The organism is Bacillus sp. FJAT-29937 (assembly GCF_001509555.1).
GTDB lineage: Bacteria > Bacillota > Bacilli > Bacillales > Cytobacillaceae > Cytobacillus.
Genome location: NZ_LMAS01000003.1, coordinates 181,824 through 198,992 on the forward strand (window position 1 = coordinate 181,824; position 17,169 = coordinate 198,992).

At 38.4% G+C, this 17,169-nt stretch carries 15 protein-coding genes; 14 read left to right on the forward strand and 1 reads right to left on the reverse strand.

Going from position 1 to position 17,169, the window contains the following annotated elements; translation table 11 throughout:
* The first annotated feature begins 64 nt into the window (after nt 1-64).
* The 6 genes from AR328_RS07200 (at nt 65) to AR328_RS07225 (ending at nt 5,992) form a co-directional block, all read left to right on the forward strand.
* Nucleotides 65-628 carry a GntR family transcriptional regulator gene (locus tag AR328_RS07200; RefSeq protein WP_066294593.1) on the forward strand — a complete coding sequence of 188 codons (564 nt, stop codon included), beginning with the start codon at nt 65-67 and terminating at the stop codon, nt 626-628.
* Nucleotides 629-778: 150 nt separating this feature from the next.
* Nucleotides 779-1,648 carry an acetyl-CoA carboxylase, carboxyltransferase subunit beta gene (gene accD, locus AR328_RS07205; protein ID WP_066292498.1) on the forward strand — a complete coding sequence of 290 codons (870 nt, stop codon included), beginning with the start codon at nt 779-781 and terminating at the stop codon, nt 1,646-1,648.
* A complete protein-coding gene (gene accA / locus AR328_RS07210; RefSeq protein ID WP_066292506.1) occupies nt 1,642-2,619 on the forward strand; it encodes an acetyl-CoA carboxylase carboxyl transferase subunit alpha in 978 nt (325 codons plus the stop codon). The genes accD and accA overlap by 7 nt, the downstream gene beginning before the upstream one ends.
* Before the next feature lie 237 nt (nt 2,620-2,856).
* Nucleotides 2,857-3,816 carry a 6-phosphofructokinase gene (pfkA, locus tag AR328_RS07215; RefSeq protein WP_066292513.1) on the forward strand — a complete coding sequence of 320 codons (960 nt, stop codon included), beginning with the start codon at nt 2,857-2,859 and terminating at the stop codon, nt 3,814-3,816.
* 16 nt (nt 3,817-3,832) lie between these two features.
* Nucleotides 3,833-5,593 (forward strand): pyruvate kinase, encoded by a 1,761-nt coding sequence (pyk, locus tag AR328_RS07220; protein ID WP_066292515.1) that lies wholly within the window; start codon nt 3,833-3,835, stop codon nt 5,591-5,593.
* Nucleotides 5,594-5,605: 12 nt separating this feature from the next.
* A complete protein-coding gene (locus tag AR328_RS07225; RefSeq protein WP_066292517.1) occupies nt 5,606-5,992 on the forward strand; it encodes an FxsA family protein in 387 nt (128 codons plus the stop codon).
* Between the two features lie 47 nt (nt 5,993-6,039).
* On the opposite strand, the gene ytvI is transcribed toward AR328_RS07225, so the two are convergent.
* Entirely contained in the window at nt 6,040-7,158 is a 1,119-nt protein-coding gene (ytvI, locus tag AR328_RS07230) for a sporulation integral membrane protein YtvI (protein ID WP_066292524.1), read from the reverse strand.
* A 712-nt stretch (nt 7,159-7,870) separates the two neighbouring features.
* On the opposite strand from ytvI, the gene citZ reads away from it, so the two are divergent.
* The 8 genes from citZ to hflC all read left to right on the forward strand — a co-directional run bounded on the left by citZ (nt 7,871) and on the right by hflC (nt 16,924).
* Nucleotides 7,871-8,989 (forward strand): citrate synthase, encoded by a 1,119-nt coding sequence (citZ, locus tag AR328_RS07235; protein ID WP_066292526.1) that lies wholly within the window; start codon nt 7,871-7,873, stop codon nt 8,987-8,989.
* 194 nt (nt 8,990-9,183) lie between these two features.
* Nucleotides 9,184-10,455 carry an NADP-dependent isocitrate dehydrogenase gene (gene icd, locus AR328_RS07240; protein WP_197414440.1) on the forward strand — a complete coding sequence of 424 codons (1,272 nt, stop codon included), beginning with the start codon at nt 9,184-9,186 and terminating at the stop codon, nt 10,453-10,455.
* A 126-nt stretch (nt 10,456-10,581) separates the two neighbouring features.
* Nucleotides 10,582-11,520, forward strand: a complete 939-nt coding sequence (mdh, locus tag AR328_RS07245) for a malate dehydrogenase (protein ID WP_066292529.1) — start codon at nt 10,582-10,584, stop codon at nt 11,518-11,520.
* Nucleotides 11,521-11,539: 19 nt separating this feature from the next.
* Nucleotides 11,540-12,016 carry a MaoC/PaaZ C-terminal domain-containing protein gene (locus AR328_RS07250; RefSeq protein ID WP_066292531.1) on the forward strand — a complete coding sequence of 159 codons (477 nt, stop codon included), beginning with the start codon at nt 11,540-11,542 and terminating at the stop codon, nt 12,014-12,016.
* Between the two features lie 173 nt (nt 12,017-12,189).
* Complete coding sequence (locus tag AR328_RS07255) at nt 12,190-12,900, forward strand: response regulator transcription factor (RefSeq protein WP_066292534.1); 711 nt, start codon at nt 12,190-12,192, stop codon at nt 12,898-12,900.
* 2 nt (nt 12,901-12,902) lie between these two features.
* Nucleotides 12,903-14,678, forward strand: a complete 1,776-nt coding sequence (gene pnpS, locus AR328_RS07260; protein WP_066292538.1) for a two-component system histidine kinase PnpS — start codon at nt 12,903-12,905, stop codon at nt 14,676-14,678.
* A 348-nt stretch (nt 14,679-15,026) separates the two neighbouring features.
* Complete coding sequence (gene hflK, locus AR328_RS07265) at nt 15,027-15,992, forward strand: FtsH protease activity modulator HflK (RefSeq protein WP_066292541.1); 966 nt, start codon at nt 15,027-15,029, stop codon at nt 15,990-15,992.
* Nucleotides 15,989-16,924: a protease modulator HflC gene (gene hflC, locus AR328_RS07270; RefSeq protein ID WP_066292546.1), complete on the forward strand. Its 936-nt coding sequence runs from the start codon at nt 15,989-15,991 to the stop codon at nt 16,922-16,924. Before hflK ends, hflC begins: the two co-directional genes overlap by 4 nt.
* The last annotated feature ends 245 nt before the right edge of the window (nt 16,925-17,169 follow it).

Consider the following 17,169-nt stretch of genomic DNA (forward strand, 5'->3'; position numbering starts at 1 on the left):
TAACGTGGATCCAAGTCAGCAAGGTTCTAAGATATATGTTGAAGTTGTTAAACAGCTTAGACTGATGATCGAACAAGAGGGTCTAAAAGCTGGCGATAAATTACCTTCTGAACGAGAATTGTGCGAGCGCCTAATAGTTGGGCGCTCTTCCGTTCGTGAAGCGCTGCGCGCACTTGAACTTCTAGGGTTAATTGAAACTAGAAGAGGAGAGGGAACCTTTATTCGCGACTTTGAAGGACATCAGCTTGTTCAATTGATCAGTACCTTTATTCTTCAAGATGAAAAAGCAAAAGCAAACATTGCTGAGACAAAGTCTTTAATTGAAATGGATTGCTTGTCGCTTGTTCTCATCAAATCAACAGATATACACTTGCAAGCCTTGAAAAAATGGGTGGAAACTTCATCTTTTACAGATGAAGAGTTTTTCCTGAAAATGGCACAGCTTGCAGATAATCATTTGCTTCTGCGATTATGGACAATATTGAAAGACTATTATAATTCCTTAAAAATATTTAATGTGGATGCAGACAAGCAAGAATATATGAATGTAATCAATAAACTATTAACAAGAAAAGAATCTGAGGTTAGGAAAGCCTATAAAGAGCTTAGGAAATTGTCGAATGATTAACGACAGTTTTTTGCAAATTTTGTAGCTCTTTTATTCTATAGTGGTAAAGATAGACAAGTTTTCCTTCACTCATTTATTTTAGTCATAAGTGGTCTGACCACTGCTGTTATGAAAAGAAACGCTGTTATATATAGAACGGGAGGTTTCACCTTGCTTAAGGAGATTTTTACAAAACCAAAAAAGAAGAAATACGCGACAATTCCTTCGGAAGCAGCCAAGCAGGATGTTCCCGAAGGAATAATGACAAAGTGTCCAAACTGCAAAAAGATCATGTATACGAAAGAATTAATGAAAAATTTAAAAGTTTGCATGCATTGCCAATATCATCATTCTATGGATTCAGGTGAGCGGGTAGACAGCTTTCTTGATGAGGGCAGCTTTGAAGAATTGAATGCGGGGATGATTTCTGAAAACCCATTGAATTTCCCTGATTATATTGAAAAAATTGAAAAAGACAGGAAAAAGACTGGTATTAACGAAGCGGTTGTCACTGGAATTGGCACGGTTAATGGCCATCAGATTGTTGTTTCCATTATGGATTCAACGTTTCGTATGGGCAGCATGGGGTCGGTTGTTGGAGAAAAAATAACGCTAGCCATTGAAAAAGCTGACGAATTGTCTGTCCCTTTCATTATCTTCACAGCTTCAGGCGGAGCCAGGATGCAAGAGGGTGTATTAAGCTTAATGCAGATGGCAAAAACTAGTGTGGCTTTAAAAAGATTCAGTGATAACGGCGGGTTAATTATTTCAATTATGACACACCCAACTACTGGTGGTGTATCAGCGAGCTTTGCCTCTCTTGGTGATTATAATCTAGCAGAACCAGGGGCATTAATTGGCTTTGCAGGCAGAAGAATCATTGAGCAGACAATAAGAGAGGAACTGCCTGAAGATTTCCAGACATCAGAATTTTTATTAAAACACGGACAATTAGATGCAGTCATTTCGAGACTGGATTTGAAAGGGCAAATTGCGACTATTCTATCTATACATGAACAAGGAGGTGACCTTGAATGGTAGGAGTCCTTGAATTTGAGAAACCGGTTATTGAGCTAAGGAATAAAATATCGGAGCTTAAGGAATTTACTAAAAACGCAGATGTGGATTTATCTGCAGAAATTGAAAAACTAGAAGCAAGGTTAGAAAAATTAGAAAATGAGATTTATGAAAACATGAAGCCTTGGGATCGAGTACAAATCGCAAGACACCCGGGCCGTCCTACGACATTGGATTATATTTCACTTTTGTTCACTGATTTCTTTGAATGCCATGGAGATCGAACATTTGCAGATGATGAGGCGATTGTTGGCGGGATTGCCAAATATAAAGGGCTTCCTGTAACTGTGATTGGTCATCAGAGAGGCAAGGATACGAAGGAAAACATCCGCAGGAACTTTGGCATGCCTCACCCAGAGGGATACCGCAAAGCCCTTAGGCTAATGAAACAGGCAGAAAAGTTTAGACGCCCGATTATTTGTTTCATTGATACGAAGGGGGCTTACCCTGGTAAGGCAGCCGAAGAAAGAGGGCAGAGTGAAGCCATTGCCCGAAATTTATTTGAAATGGCTAGTTTAAAGGTGCCTGTCGTTTGCATCGTTATCGGAGAAGGCGGAAGCGGCGGCGCGTTGGCGCTAGGTGTTGGAAATCATATTCATATGCTTGAGAATTCAACTTACTCGGTTATTTCGCCTGAAGGTGCTGCTGCTATTTTATGGAAGGATTCCACTCAAGCGAAAAGAGCGGCTGAAAGCATGAGAATAACAGCTCCAGACCTTAAAGAGTTAGGAATCGTTGATGAAATTATTCCTGAGGTTAAAGGCGGAGCACATAAAGATTTAAAGCAGCAGGCACATTTTATAGATGAAATTCTGTATAAATCTTTGAAAGAACTGAAAAGATTTACAGAAGACCAATTAACGATTCATCGCTATGATAAGTATAAATCCATTGGTGAGTTTTCTAATTTAAAGGAATTTATCGGGGTAAAATAGGGACGTGCTATTACAGCATGTTCTTTTTTTTATAGCATTGGAATTTTACATGATGTAAGACTTTTTTATATAAACTTGCATAAACTTATTCAGTTGTGATAGCACTGTCTTCATGGTATTTTAGATGTATACCTATTTGTGATTTCTAGTATTTCCCTTTTTAATTATTGAATTTGATTTCACTTATACTGTATTGGCAGTAATCTTATTTAGATAATAAGAATTTGAGGTGGAAGTGTGAAAAGAATTGGTGTGCTTACGAGTGGAGGAGATTCCCCGGGCATGAATGCGGCAATTCGTGCCGTAGTAAGAAAAGCTATTTATCATGATATAGAGGTTTTTGGCGTTTTAGGAGGATATTCGGGGCTAATAAGCGGGAATATTAACAAACTGGAGCTCGGTTCCGTAGGAGATATCATCCATCGCGGGGGGACAATCCTATACTCTGCACGATGTGAGGAATTCAAAACAAAAGACGGCCAACAAAGAGGATTAGAACAGTTAAAGAAATTTGGGATTGAAGGATTGGTCGTTATTGGTGGGGATGGATCCTATCATGGTGCTAGAGCATTATCTGAACAAGGATTTCCATGTATTGGCGTTCCGGGAACGATAGACAATGATATTGCAGGAACTCAGTATACGATTGGTTTTGATACGGCTACTAACACGGTTATTGACGCCATAGACAAAATTCGTGATACTGCTACCTCTCATGAACGCACCTTTATTATTGAGGTCATGGGTAGAAATGCAGGTGATATTGCTCTATGGGCGGGATTAGCCGGCGGAGCAGAAACCATTCTTATTCCAGAAGAAAAATATAATATGGATGAAATTGCTGCGAGACTAATAAAGGGACATGCAAGGGGTAAGAAGCATAGTATTATTATCGTGGCAGAAGGTGTGACAACGGGAATGGATTTTGCCAAGGAACTCGAGGAAGCCACGAATTTTGACACACGTGTTTCTGTCCTAGGACATATGCAGCGCGGCGGCTCTCCAACAGCATTTGACCGTGTTCTCGCCAGTCGCCTTGGCGCACATGCGGTAGAGCTCTTGCTTGAAGGCAAAGGGGGACGTGCTGTCGGAATAGAGAACAACCTCGTTGTTGACCATGATTTTAATAAAGTCCTTGAAACGAAGCATGCAGTGGATCTTGGCATTTATAGATTATCAAAGGAACTTTCGATTTAATAGAGGAGGAAACATCATGCGAAAAACAAAGATCGTATGTACGATTGGACCAGCCAGTGAGAGTGTTGAAAAATTAACGCAGTTAATTGAAGCTGGGATGAATGTGGCACGTTTAAACTTTTCACATGGAAATTTCGAGGAGCATGGACAGCGTATCGAAAATATTCGGGAGGCAGCTAGACGAGCGGAAAAAACGATCGCCATTCTGTTAGACACGAAAGGTCCCGAAATTCGTACACATAATATGAGACACGATGCCATTGAATTGAAAGCAGGAAATGAAATTATTGTTTCTATGAATGAAGTGGAAGGGACAACGGAGAAGTTTTCTGTTACATACGACGAGTTAATTAATGACATAGAGATAGGATCTAAGATTCTGCTTGATGATGGTTTGATTGCTCTTGAAGTGAAAAAGATTGATAAGATTTCAAAAGAAATTCATACGATCATTTTAAATGGCGGAATATTAAAGAATAAAAAAGGTGTAAATGTTCCAGGAGTATCTGTAAATTTACCTGGGATAACAGAAAAGGACGCTCAGGACATCCTTTTTGGAATTGAACAGGGAGTTGACTTTATTGCAGCATCATTTGTTCGCAGAGCATCTGATGTTCTTGAAATTAGACAGCTTTTAGAAGACAATCAGGCTTCACATATCCAGATCATACCTAAAATTGAAAACCAAGAGGGAGTCGATAAAATCGATGAAATTCTTGAGGTGTCTGATGGAATAATGGTTGCCAGAGGAGATCTTGGAGTTGAAATACCTGCGGAAGAAGTTCCTTTGGTGCAGAAGCAATTAATTAAAAAATGCAATGCACAAGGAAAACCTGTCATTACAGCGACACAAATGCTTGACTCCATGCAGCGCAACCCGCGTCCTACTCGAGCTGAAGCAAGTGATGTAGCAAATGCCATCTTTGATGGTACGGATGCTATTATGCTTTCTGGGGAAACTGCTGCAGGCGCATATCCATTTGAAGCTGTCCAAACAATGCATAATATTGCTTCTCGTGCAGAGTCAGCTTTAGCACATAAAGAAATTCTCTCCTCACGCAGTAAAGACAATGATCATAATATTACTGATGCTATTGGTCAATCTGTTGCACATACGGCGCTTAACCTTGATGTTCATGCCATAATCACACCTACTGAAAGCGGCCATACAGCAAGGATGATTTCTAAGTATCGTCCTAAAGCACCGATTGTCGCTGTTACTTCAAATGATTATGTTTCTCGCCGTCTTGCGCTCGTTTGGGGAGTTTATCCGCAAATGGGAAGAAAGGCATCAACAACAGATGACATGCTAGATGCCGCGGTAGAAGAAAGCTTAAATAGCGGGATTGTGTCTTCAGGTGATTTAGTTGTCATAACAGCAGGTGTTCCGGTAGGTGAAGCAGGAACAACAAACTTGATGAAAATCCATGTCGTGGGGGATATTTTAGTAAAGGCACAAGGGATTGGGCGAAAGTCTGCTTTTGGAAAAGTAGTTATTGCCCGTAATGCAGAGGAAGCGAATGCTAAAGTAACAGAAGGTTCCATTTTAGTTACAATTGGATCGGATCGAGAAATGGTGCCGGCTATCGAGAAGTGCAGCGCGCTTATTACAGAGGAAGGCGGGCTGACGAGCCATGCGGCTGTAGTTGGAATTAATATTGGCATACCAGTAATCGTTGGAGTAGAAAATGCAACAACTTTATTGACGGATGGGCAGGAAATTACAGTCGACTCCAATCGGGGTGTTATTTATAACGGACATGCAAGTGTTCTCTAAAATGGTGACACCATGAGATATTTATTTTTATTAATCATTGTAGTTCCTGCTGCGGAGATTGGGGTCCTCCTCCTCTCAGGTAACTTTATAGGGGTATGGCCAACCATTGGAATCATTTTATTTACAGGAGTGCTGGGCGCTTATTTAGCAAAGAAACAGGGGCTTGAAACGATTAGGAGAGCAAGGGAACAGATGAGCTATGGCCGTATGCCGGGAGAGGCAATTCTCGACGGAATAAGTGTGTTAATCGGTGGAATATTGCTTCTCATTCCGGGCTTTATAACTGATATTGCTGGTTTACTCTTTCTAGCTCCTCCAACAAAAAGCTTATTTAAGAAACTGATGATAAAATGGTTTCGGAAATGGATGGATAGAAATACATTTACGATTATTAGATAATTTGAAAAAGGTCACTCCGCATTGGAATGGCCTTTTTCTGCACGTATTTAAGACTCGGGTCTCCCTTTGATAAATAACCATAAATCATGGAACACATTCGCCTTATGCAAAGTGGAAAGAATGACTAGAGTAACAGGGCCAACAATCAATCCTAAAAATCCAATTAACTTAAATCCAACAAACAAGGCAATTAAAGTAGCTAAAGGATCAAGTCCGATGTTGGATGAAAGAATTTTTGGCTCCATAATTTGACGCTGAACGAGAACGATTGTATATAAAATACCTAATCCAATCGCTGTACCTAAGTCACCAGCAACCGCTTCATAAATGATCCAAGGCACAAAAATTAATCCAGTTCCCAGATAAGGGATAATGTCAACAATTCCTGCAATCAGTGCAATCGTTATTGCATAATCAACTCCTAAAATTAATAATCCAATTAGAATGATGACCGTAGAGATGGAGATAAGTGTTGCTTGAGCTTTCACAAATCCAAAAAGTGCTTTTTTCAAATCTGCAAAAACGGTTCTTCCACTTGTCTTCGCCCGGTTTGGAAGGAGTTTACCGGCCAGTGCAGAAAGCCGGTACCAATCTTTACTAATAAAAAATGTGCCAAGCAACGAGAAAATCAAGACAGTCGCTGCATTCGGAAACCAAGATAAAATATTCGGTATTTTGCCGAAGAAGTTTTGAATAAATGTCCCTAAAGTGGATCCAATTTTCTTGCCGACATTCTCAATGTTTTCCATAATCGTACCTTGCTGCCCGGTATCAAGACTATTAAACAGACTCGTTATTTGATTGTAAAAAGGAATTATTTGTCCTGCAAAGAATTGTTCAACATAATCAATAAGTGTTTCCAAATGATCTGGGACAACTTTCGCCAAGTAATCTGCCCCTGATACAATCTCTGCTATTAATAGGGTGATCAGACCCGCAAATATAGCGATAATCAGAACAATACTAATGAGCACCGCAAGTGTACGAGGCATTCGCCATTTATTCTGGAGGAAGTTAACGAGCGGGTTAATAAGAAAAGCAATGGCGAAACCAATTAAAAAAGGGTATGTCACTTTTGAAATATAGAAAAAACCGACAAGAATTAATAAAGTAAAGCCGATAACAAATAATAACCTTAACGTTCGATAAAAATATACTGGGTTCAAGCAAGTACCTCCTTTTGACATTGCATAAAAACTAATATTATTTACTTAAATTACAGAAGAAAGTTTCTTTATTAAAGAAATTAAAATAAAAAAACACTTATCTGCAGAATATTCTACCATTTTCAAAATATGATATCATCTTATTAGCACACTGATCTTTTGAAAGGATAAAATTGTAATAAGAGGTAATTTTATTAATAATACTGAAGTTATGTTAGAATAATTTTTGTAGTAGGGAGGTTTACGATTCGTATGGATCCGATAAATTATTCTATAATAATGGAAAAATTTATATAGTTTGGCCGCGTAATTATTGGTTACGATTAACAACCTTTCCTATCTTTACCAAAATATAAGAAATATTAATAATGCTTAATAAGTAAAACTTATTGATTTGCAAAAAAAAAATAATTATTTCTTATTTTTCGATGCGTTTCCATTCACAAGTGTCAGATTATTGTTTATAATAGGACTTGAAAACGCAACCTTTTACAAAGTCCTTAAAGAAATAAAAGCAAAAATATATTTATATTTCTTATTATTTCTATATATTTATTATAGAATGGAAATGTAAGCATTTTCATTCTGTTTGTTTACCGAGCAATCGCTCATGTGATATTGATTAATTCTATTCATGGAATAAGAGATTTAATAGGTTGCCTTTTTATCAAAGGGTTTGGGGAAATCTTATTATGTAAAGGAGAGAGTCAGTATGACAGTTACACGCGGTCTTGAAGGGGTAGTTGCTACAACATCATCTATCAGCTCTATCATTGATGATACATTAACATATGTGGGGTATGATATTGATGATTTGGCTGTGAATGCAAGTTTTGAAGAAGTAATATATTTGCTTTGGCATAGAAAGCTTCCGAATCAATCACAATTAGAAGAATTAAAAAATCAAATAGCAGAAAATATGGAACTGCCAAAGGAAGTATTAGAGCATTTTAAAATGTATCCGATTGATCAAGTTCACCCGATGGCTGCTTTACGTACAGCTGTTTCTCTATTAGGATTATACGATGAAGAAGCCGACTTGATGGATAAAGAATCTAATTATAACAAGGCTATTCGTCTGCAAGCAAAAATGCCTGCACTCGTGACAGCATTTTCAAGAATTAGAAAAGGTCTAGACCCAATAGCACCAAGAAAAGATCTTGGCTTTGCTGCGAATTTCTTATATATGTTAACAGGAAAAGAGCCTGAAGCGATTGCCATTGAAGCTTTTGATAAGGCACTTGTTCTTCATGCAGACCACGAGTTGAATGCTTCTACATTTACTGCTCGTGTTTGTGTAGCGACATTATCAGATGTTTATTCTGGTGTTACAGCAGCAATCGGCGCTTTAAAAGGTCCATTGCACGGTGGGGCCAACGAAGCAGTTATGAAAATGTTAACTGACATTAGCACACTTGAAAACGTTGAACCATATGTTCGCGGCAAGCTTGAAAAGAAAGAAAAAATTATGGGCTTTGGACATCGCGTTTATCGCAAAGGCGACCCGCGTGCTAAGCATTTAAGAGAAATGTCTAAAAAACTAACTGAACTGACAGGCGAACCGCATTGGTTTGATATGTCTACAAAAATTGAAAATATTGTAACTGGTGAGAAGAATCTTCCGCCAAATGTTGATTTCTATTCTGCTTCTGTATACCATAGCTTAGGTATTGACCATGATTTATTTACACCAATCTTTGCAGTAAGCCGTGTTTCTGGCTGGCTGGCTCATATTTTAGAACAATATGATAACAACCGATTAATCCGCCCTCGCGCAGATTACACTGGCCCTGGCATGCAGAAATATGTTCCAATCGAGCAAAGAGGATAATCTTTAGGTCACAGACAAAATAGTGCCAGGAATACAGGAATATTTCCAAAGTGGAAGGTTCTGTAATAATAGAGCAGATAAAGGTTAGGGGCACTAAGCCATCTAACCTTTGATTCTGATAGATACGGTTGACACCCTAAATTGGCGAATGGCCAAAGGGACATGTCAACGCTTTTCAAAAAATGGAGGGAATAATCATGCAAGGTGAAAAAATCACAGTAAGTAATGGTGTATTAAATGTACCAAATAATCCAGTAGTTCCTTTTATCGAGGGAGATGGAACAGGTCCAGATATTTGGGCTGCATCTTCAAGAGTATTAGACGCTGCTGTTGAGAAAGCATATAAAGGCGAGCGCAAAATTGTTTGGAAAGAAGTATTAGCTGGAGAAAAGGCTTTTAATCAAACAGGCGAATGGCTTCCATCTGAAACTCTAGACGTTATTAACGAATATTTAATTGCTATTAAAGGCCCATTAACGACTCCAATTGGCGGCGGTATTCGTTCCCTAAACGTAGCGCTTCGCCAAGAATTAGACCTATTTGTATGCTTGCGTCCAGTTCGCTGGTTTGAAGGTGTTCCATCACCTGTTAAGCGCCCGCAAGATACAGATATGGTCATCTTCCGTGAAAATACTGAAGATATTTACGCAGGAATTGAATATGCAAGCGGTTCAGAGGAAGTAAAGAAATTAGTTTCCTTCCTTCAAAATGAACTAGGCGTGAATAAAATTCGTTTCCCTGAGACATCCGGAATTGGAATTAAACCAGTTTCCGAAGAAGGAACGAGCCGTTTAGTGCGTGCTGCAATTGAGTATGCTATTAAAGAAGGACGTAAATCATTAACACTAGTGCATAAAGGCAATATTATGAAATTTACTGAAGGTGCCTTTAAAAACTGGGGTTATGAGCTTGCTGAAAGAGAGTATGGGGATAAAGTATTCACTTGGGCTCAATATGATCGTATTAAGGATGCAGAAGGCACTGAAGCTGCTAACAAAGCACAGGCAGATGCAGAAGCTGCTGGGAAGATTATCGTTAAAGATGCAATCGCAGATATTTTCTTACAGCAAATCCTAACACGTCCAAAAGAGTTTGATGTAGTTGCGACAATGAACCTAAATGGTGATTATATTTCTGATGCACTTGCTGCTCAAGTTGGAGGCATTGGAATCGCTCCAGGAGCCAATATTAACTATGTAACTGGACATGCCATTTTCGAAGCAACACACGGAACTGCTCCAAAGTATGCTGGCTTAGACAAAGTGAATCCTTCATCTGTTATTCTGTCTGGTGTATTATTGTTAGAACACTTAGGATGGAATGAAGCAGCAAATATGATCGTAAAATCAATGGAAAAGACAATTGAATCTAAAGTTGTTACTTACGATTTTGCCCGCTTAATGGAAGGTGCAACAGAAGTTAAATGTTCAGAATTTGGGGATGAATTAATTAAAAATATGGAGTAATATATATATATAAAATGGAGGCTGTTCATGAAGGTTCAGGAGGCTAATAAGCACTTGGTCCCGTCTAGTTGCAGCCTCTTTTTTTACATATTTAAAAACCTTTAACATTCCAAGGGAGGAACTCTAATGTCTTTAAAACGCAAAAAGATTTCCGTAATTGGCAGTGGATTTACTGGGGCAACAACTGCATTCTTACTTGCTCAAAAAGAGCTTGGAGATGTAGTATTAGTGGATATTCCACAAATGGAAAACCCGACAAAAGGTAAAGCTTTAGACATGCTTGAAGCAAGTCCGGTTCAAGGCTTTGATGCCAATATAACTGGAACTTCGAATTATGAAGAAACAGCTGATTCTGATATTGTTGTCGTTACAGCTGGTATTGCACGCAAACCAGGAATGAGCAGGGATGATTTAGTGCAAACAAACCAAAAAATCATGAAGAGTGTAGCACAGGAAATTGTGAAATACTCTCCTAACAGCTTTATCGTTGTGTTAACAAACCCTGTTGATGCCATGACCTATACGATTTTTAAAGAATCAGGGTTCCCTAAAAACCGTGTCATCGGGCAATCAGGTGTTCTGGATACAGCGCGTTTCCGCACATTTATTGCACAAGAATTAAATCTTTCCGTTAAAGATATTACTGGTTTCGTTCTTGGCGGACATGGCGACGACATGGTTCCTTTAGTACGTTATTCTTATGCGGGAGGAATCCCACTAGAAACATTAATTCCGAAAGACCGTTTAGATGCGATCGTTGAGCGTACTCGTAAAGGCGGCGGAGAAATCGTTAATCTTCTTGGAAATGGCAGTGCCTATTATGCCCCTGCAGCTTCTCTCGTTGAAATGTGTGAAGCGATTCTGAAAGACCAGCGCCGTGTTCTTCCATCCATTGCTTACCTAGAAGGTGAGTATGGGTATGAAGGAATCTATCTAGGAGTACCGACAATCCTTGGAGCTAACGGAATTGAGAAAGTGATTGAGCTTGAACTGACTGAAGATGAAAAGTCAGCACTTGATAAATCTGCTGAAGCTGTAAGAAGCGTAATGGATGTTTTGGCATGATTGATGGAGGTGCCTAAAAATGTTACTGGGGAAAAAGCGGAAACTTGGTAGAAAAATTGAAGAAATAAATGTAGGGGAAAAATTAACGTTAACAGAAAAAATTGAAGATAAGGATTTACTCCTCTATTTAGGTCTTACTAATGACGCAAACCCACTTTATATTCAGCATGACTATGCATCACAAACACCTTATAAAAAGCCAATTGTTCCAAGCATTATGTTGAATGGCATTATAAATTCAGCCATTTCTAAGTATTTGCCTGGCCCGGGATCTCATATTTTAAAGCAAGAAATTGATTATGTTAAACCTGTTTTTCACTATGGAACTATTCAGTTCCTCTTTGAGGTTACAGAAGTGAGTAAAAGCAGCCATACCATTCAAATTAAGGTACAAGGCACAAATGAAGATGATGAATCGGTCATTAATGGAACATTACTTGTGTGCCCGCCCCATCGGATTCAAGCAATGGATGGGGACACCCTTGAAAATTTCTAATTAATCTTCTAAAAGACATATGAGAGGCATATGTCTTTTTTCTTTTGCTCAGAATTTTGAAATGTTTGTTGCTCTTGTTACATTTTCGCTGTCGGTATATATTAGTAATAGGATGAAGTATGGGGTTTTTATCACGATATTTTGGGGGAATACCGATTTAAACGGAGGCTAGCATGGGAAAGAAAATTTTAGTAGTTGATGATGAACAGTCCATTCTTACATTATTGGAGTACAATCTTAAACAGGCGGGGTATGAAGTCATCACTGCCATGGATGGAGAAACAGGAAAAAATCTGGCCATCTCAGAAAAGACTGATTTAATTGTACTTGATCTTATGCTTCCAAAAATGGATGGAATTGAAGTATGTAAGGAACTTCGCCAAGAAAAGGTGATGACACCCATTTTAATGCTGACTGCTAAGGATGATGAATTTGATAAAGTTTTAGGGCTGGAGCTAGGTGCTGACGATTATATGACAAAGCCCTTTAGTCCGAGAGAAGTTGTAGCAAGGGTCAAGGCTATTTTGAGAAGGACGCAGATTTTATCAGAGTCAATGGAAGAGGGTGCAGACGAATTAGAGTATATCCAAATTGTAGGCCTAAAGATTTTCCCAGATCAATATGAAGCTTATTTTGAAGATGAGCTGCTTGAATTAACTCCGAAGGAATTTGAACTCCTCTTATATTTAGCGAAGAATAAGGGACGAGTATTAACAAGAGACCAACTATTAAGTGCTGTATGGAACTATGACTTTGCTGGAGACACTCGGATTGTGGATGTCCATATAAGTCATTTAAGGGAGAAAATCGAGGCTGATACGAAAAAGCCGATTTACATTAAAACGATTCGCGGATTAGGATATAAGCTTGAGGAGCCTAAATGAGAATGGCCAAGTTTCGCTCACGGCTTCTGTTTGGTTTAATCACCTTAATATTTGCTGTCTTAATTGGACTTGGTGTTCTATTAGGACAGCTTTTTAAAAGCTATTACTTGAATGCTTTTGATGAGCGGCTGAAAAAGGAAAGTGTATTGTTATCGAACTTTATTGAAGATGAAGGCGGTATTCAATCAATTAATAAGGATGAAATCAATAAATACAGCAGAATGCTTGATGCACGAGTAACTATTGTTGATATGTTTGGTGCCATTATTCATGATAGTGGCCCATTAAAGGATTATTTGAGTAATCAGCAGCATCAATCGATTATTTATGAAATGATTACTTATGAGAATGTGAGTCATCACTTAGTTAAAGATACTGGAGTGTACGATTTACATTATTATTGGAATCCCGTCTTGCTATCAGGCAAAAAAGAGGGCTATATTTTTCTAAGTACCCATATGACCGAAATAAATAATGTTTATAAAGAGATATGGAAGCTGCTATCGATCATTTTGTGCTTTTCCTTTCTTGTCATTTTATTATTAGGATCAAAAATGACAGCAAGATATACAAAACCAATTGAGGCTGCAACGAAAACAGCGATGGAGCTGGCGAAGGGAAATTACCGCGCTCGTACATATGAAGATCATAATAATGAAACCGGTATGCTAAGTGCTTCAATTAATGAGCTGGCCAGAAATCTGCAAGAGATGAGAAAAACTCAAGAAATGCAGCAGGACCGGCTATCAGCTCTTATAGAAAATATGGGAAGCGGTTTGATATTGATTGATGGCAAAGGATTTATCAGTATGCTTAACCGAACGTATAAAGAAATTTTCAATGTAAATCCCATTGAGTATATGAATAAGCTTTATTATGAAGTAATGAAGTATGGCGAAATAGTTTCTCTAATAGAAGAAATATTTATGACTGAAGAGAAGGTAAAGAAGCAAATAATAATTCCATTAGAAAGCGGACGGAGATATTTTGAAGTATATGGAGTGCCAATTATCGGAAAGAATGATGTGTGGAAAGGCATCCTCTTAGTATTTCATGATATTACAGATATTAAGAAGCTTGAGCAAGTAAGGAAGGACTTTGTTGCAAATGTTTCACATGAATTGAAAACGCCGATTACGTCCATTAAAGGTTTTTCTGAAACACTTTTAGATGGTGCAATGGGGGATAAGCAATCATTAGAAGCGTTTTTGAAAATTATTCTGCAGGAGAGCGACCGGCTGCAGTCTCTTGTTCACGATTTATTAGATTTATCGAAGATTGAGCAGCAAAATTTCAATCTGTCTATTCTGCCATACAATATTGCCGATACTCTTGAAGAAGTGATCGCGATTTTAGAACAAAAAGCTTCGGAAAGAGAAATTAGCTTAAGGATCGAGAAAGAAAACGATCCAATCCTCATTGAGGGTGATGCCGACCGACTCAAACAGATTTTCTTGAATTTAATCAGTAATGCTGTTACCTATACGCCAAATGGCGGAAGTGTTACAATATCATTAAGAGAATCTCAATCAAAGGTTTTCATTAAAATAGCGGACACAGGAATCGGAATTTCAAGGGAAGAAATCCCGCGAATATTTGAGCGATTCTATCGTGTCGATAAAGCCCGGAGCCGGAATTCCGGTGGAACAGGCTTAGGGTTAGCTATCGTCAAGCATTTAGTCGAAGCGCATAAAGGAAATGTTTCCGTTGAAAGTAAGATAGGGGAAGGGACAACATTTTTTATTGAACTGAATAAGAAATTTCCTAAAGGTCATTGATGGATGAAGAAGGGGATTGGTTATTTTACATGTTCTTTACAATTAGCAAATGTTAACTTAATATTTGCTTGCTAGAATCATGTATGAAGAACCCCTTCATCCAAAGGAAGACAAAAAAGGCGAAAGCATACCCCGCTTTCGTCTTTTTTGCAATGTCTAGCTTCAGCGCCTACCCCCTCGAGGTCACAAGCCAATCCTCCCAAAAAGGGAAAAGCGCCTTTCTGGGAGGCTCGTCTTGTGCTTGTCGGGGGTGACCGAGGCGCTTAAACTTTTCTTTATTTATATGAAACTTTTAGGTAAATGAGACGTATTAATTGTAAAGAAAGTGTAACAGGAAGGGGAGAGAGTATGGTCAGCTTAAAAAGAATTTATACAGTAACTGGCCTCGTGCTGCTTATTATTATTTTGGGCATCACCGCCTTAACTACTTGGTATACGGTGGATGAATCCGATCAAGCTGTTATTTTAACCTTTGGGAAAGTGGAGGAAGGAATTACAGAACCTGGTCTCCATTTCAAATTGCCATGGCCAATTCAAAGCGTAGAGAAACTTTCAAAGGAAACATTCAGTCTTCAATTTGGATTTGAAGAAAAAGACGGAAAGATGAAGGATTTTCCGGAAGAGACCAAAATGATTACAGGAGATGAAAACATCGTCCTCGCTGATCTAGTTGTACAGTGGAAAATTACCGATCCAGAAAAATACTTATATAATTCAAATAATCCAGAAGAAATTCTATATGATGCAACCTCTGCTTCTTTAAGGAGTATTATTGGAAATTCCAAAATTGATGATGCCTTAACATCAGGAAAGGCAAAAATTGAAGCAGATGTAAGAGATTTATTAAGCTCTTTAATTGATAAGTATGATATTGGTTTATCTATTTTGGCTGTAAAGCTTCAAGATGTAGAGCTGCCGAATGATGAAGTTCGGAAGGCATTTACAAATGTGACCGATGCGCGAGAAACGGCCAATACGAAAGAAAACGAAGCGAAAAAGTATGTAAATAAAAGAATGAATGAAGCACAAGGTGAGAAGGATGCGTTAATTTTTAAAGCGGAAGGGGAAAAAGCAGCGCGGCTTGAAAGGGCAAGAGGTGACGTAGCTGTATTCAATAAAATTTACGCAGAATATAAGAATAATCCAGACATTACAAGAGAACGACTTGTTATTGAAACACTTGAACAAGTTCTTCCAGATGCAGAAATTTATATTATGAACGATGATGGAAACACATTGAAATACTTCCCAATCAGGCCTCTTGAGAAAGAACAGCCTGTACAAACAGAGGAAGGAAGTGAAAATAAACAATGAGTGATAACAATGTAATTGATATTAATGAGCGCAGCGGCAGAAACACCCAATGGCGAAACTACATTAAAAGCGGTATTTTCCTAGTTATTTTGCTAATAATTATTGGCATCATTCTTGGTAACCTCTTTATTGTAAAAGAGGGAGAGTATAAAGTGATTCGCCAATTTGGCGAGGTTGTCAGAATTGAAAGTGAGCCTGGATTAAGCTATAAAATTCCATTTATCCAAAGTGTTTCTACCTTGCCCAAATATCAGCTAACATATGATGTTTCAGAGGCTGAAATTAATACGAAAGATAAAAAGCGAATTATTATAGATAACTATGCGGTTTGGCGAATTGAAGATCCGAAGAAGATGATTGCCAATGCGAGAACGCTTGAAAGTGCTGAAACAAGAATGGAGGAATTTATTTATTCCACTACTCGTACAGAGCTTGGTCAGCTAAATTATGAAGAGATAATAAATGATGAGAAATCCTCCCGCGGGTCATTAAATGATCGAATCACGGAAAAGGTAAACGAGCTTTTGGCAAAGGATAATTACGGGATTGTGGTCACAGATGTGCGAATGAAACGTACTGACCTGCCAACTGAAAACGAACAGTCGGTTTATACGAGGATGATATCTGAACGTGAATCAACAGCACAGGAATATTTATCTAGAGGAGACGCCAATAAAAACCGGATCATCGCTGATACGGATAAACAAGTAAGAGAGCTTTTGGCAAAAGCACAGGCGGATGCAGAGGAAATTAGAGCTGATGGGGAATCAGGAGCTGCGAAAATTTATAATGAGGCATTTTCAAAGGATCCTAGCTTCTACTCCTTATACAGAACATTAGAATCCTATAAAAAGACTGTTAATGGCGAAACGGTTATCGTTCTGCCATCAGATTCACCATATGCCCGATTACTGATGGGCTACACAAATTAACTTCATTCAGCATTAATCTGCCATTTCTATAAATGGGGATGAATGAAAAAAGGTATCTAGTTCAGTGGTAATTCAAACTCCAGCTGAATGAAGTTAAGCCTCCGGCGAGCCTTTCGATTTTTTAGGGGAAATTATCGAGCCAGCTCGATAAAAATCTGGGCGCAATTTCGCCGAGCCGAAATTGATTAAGAACCGTTATTTTTCTTTCTTTGTTTGCTCATGGTAAAATGAAGAAAGGAAATAAC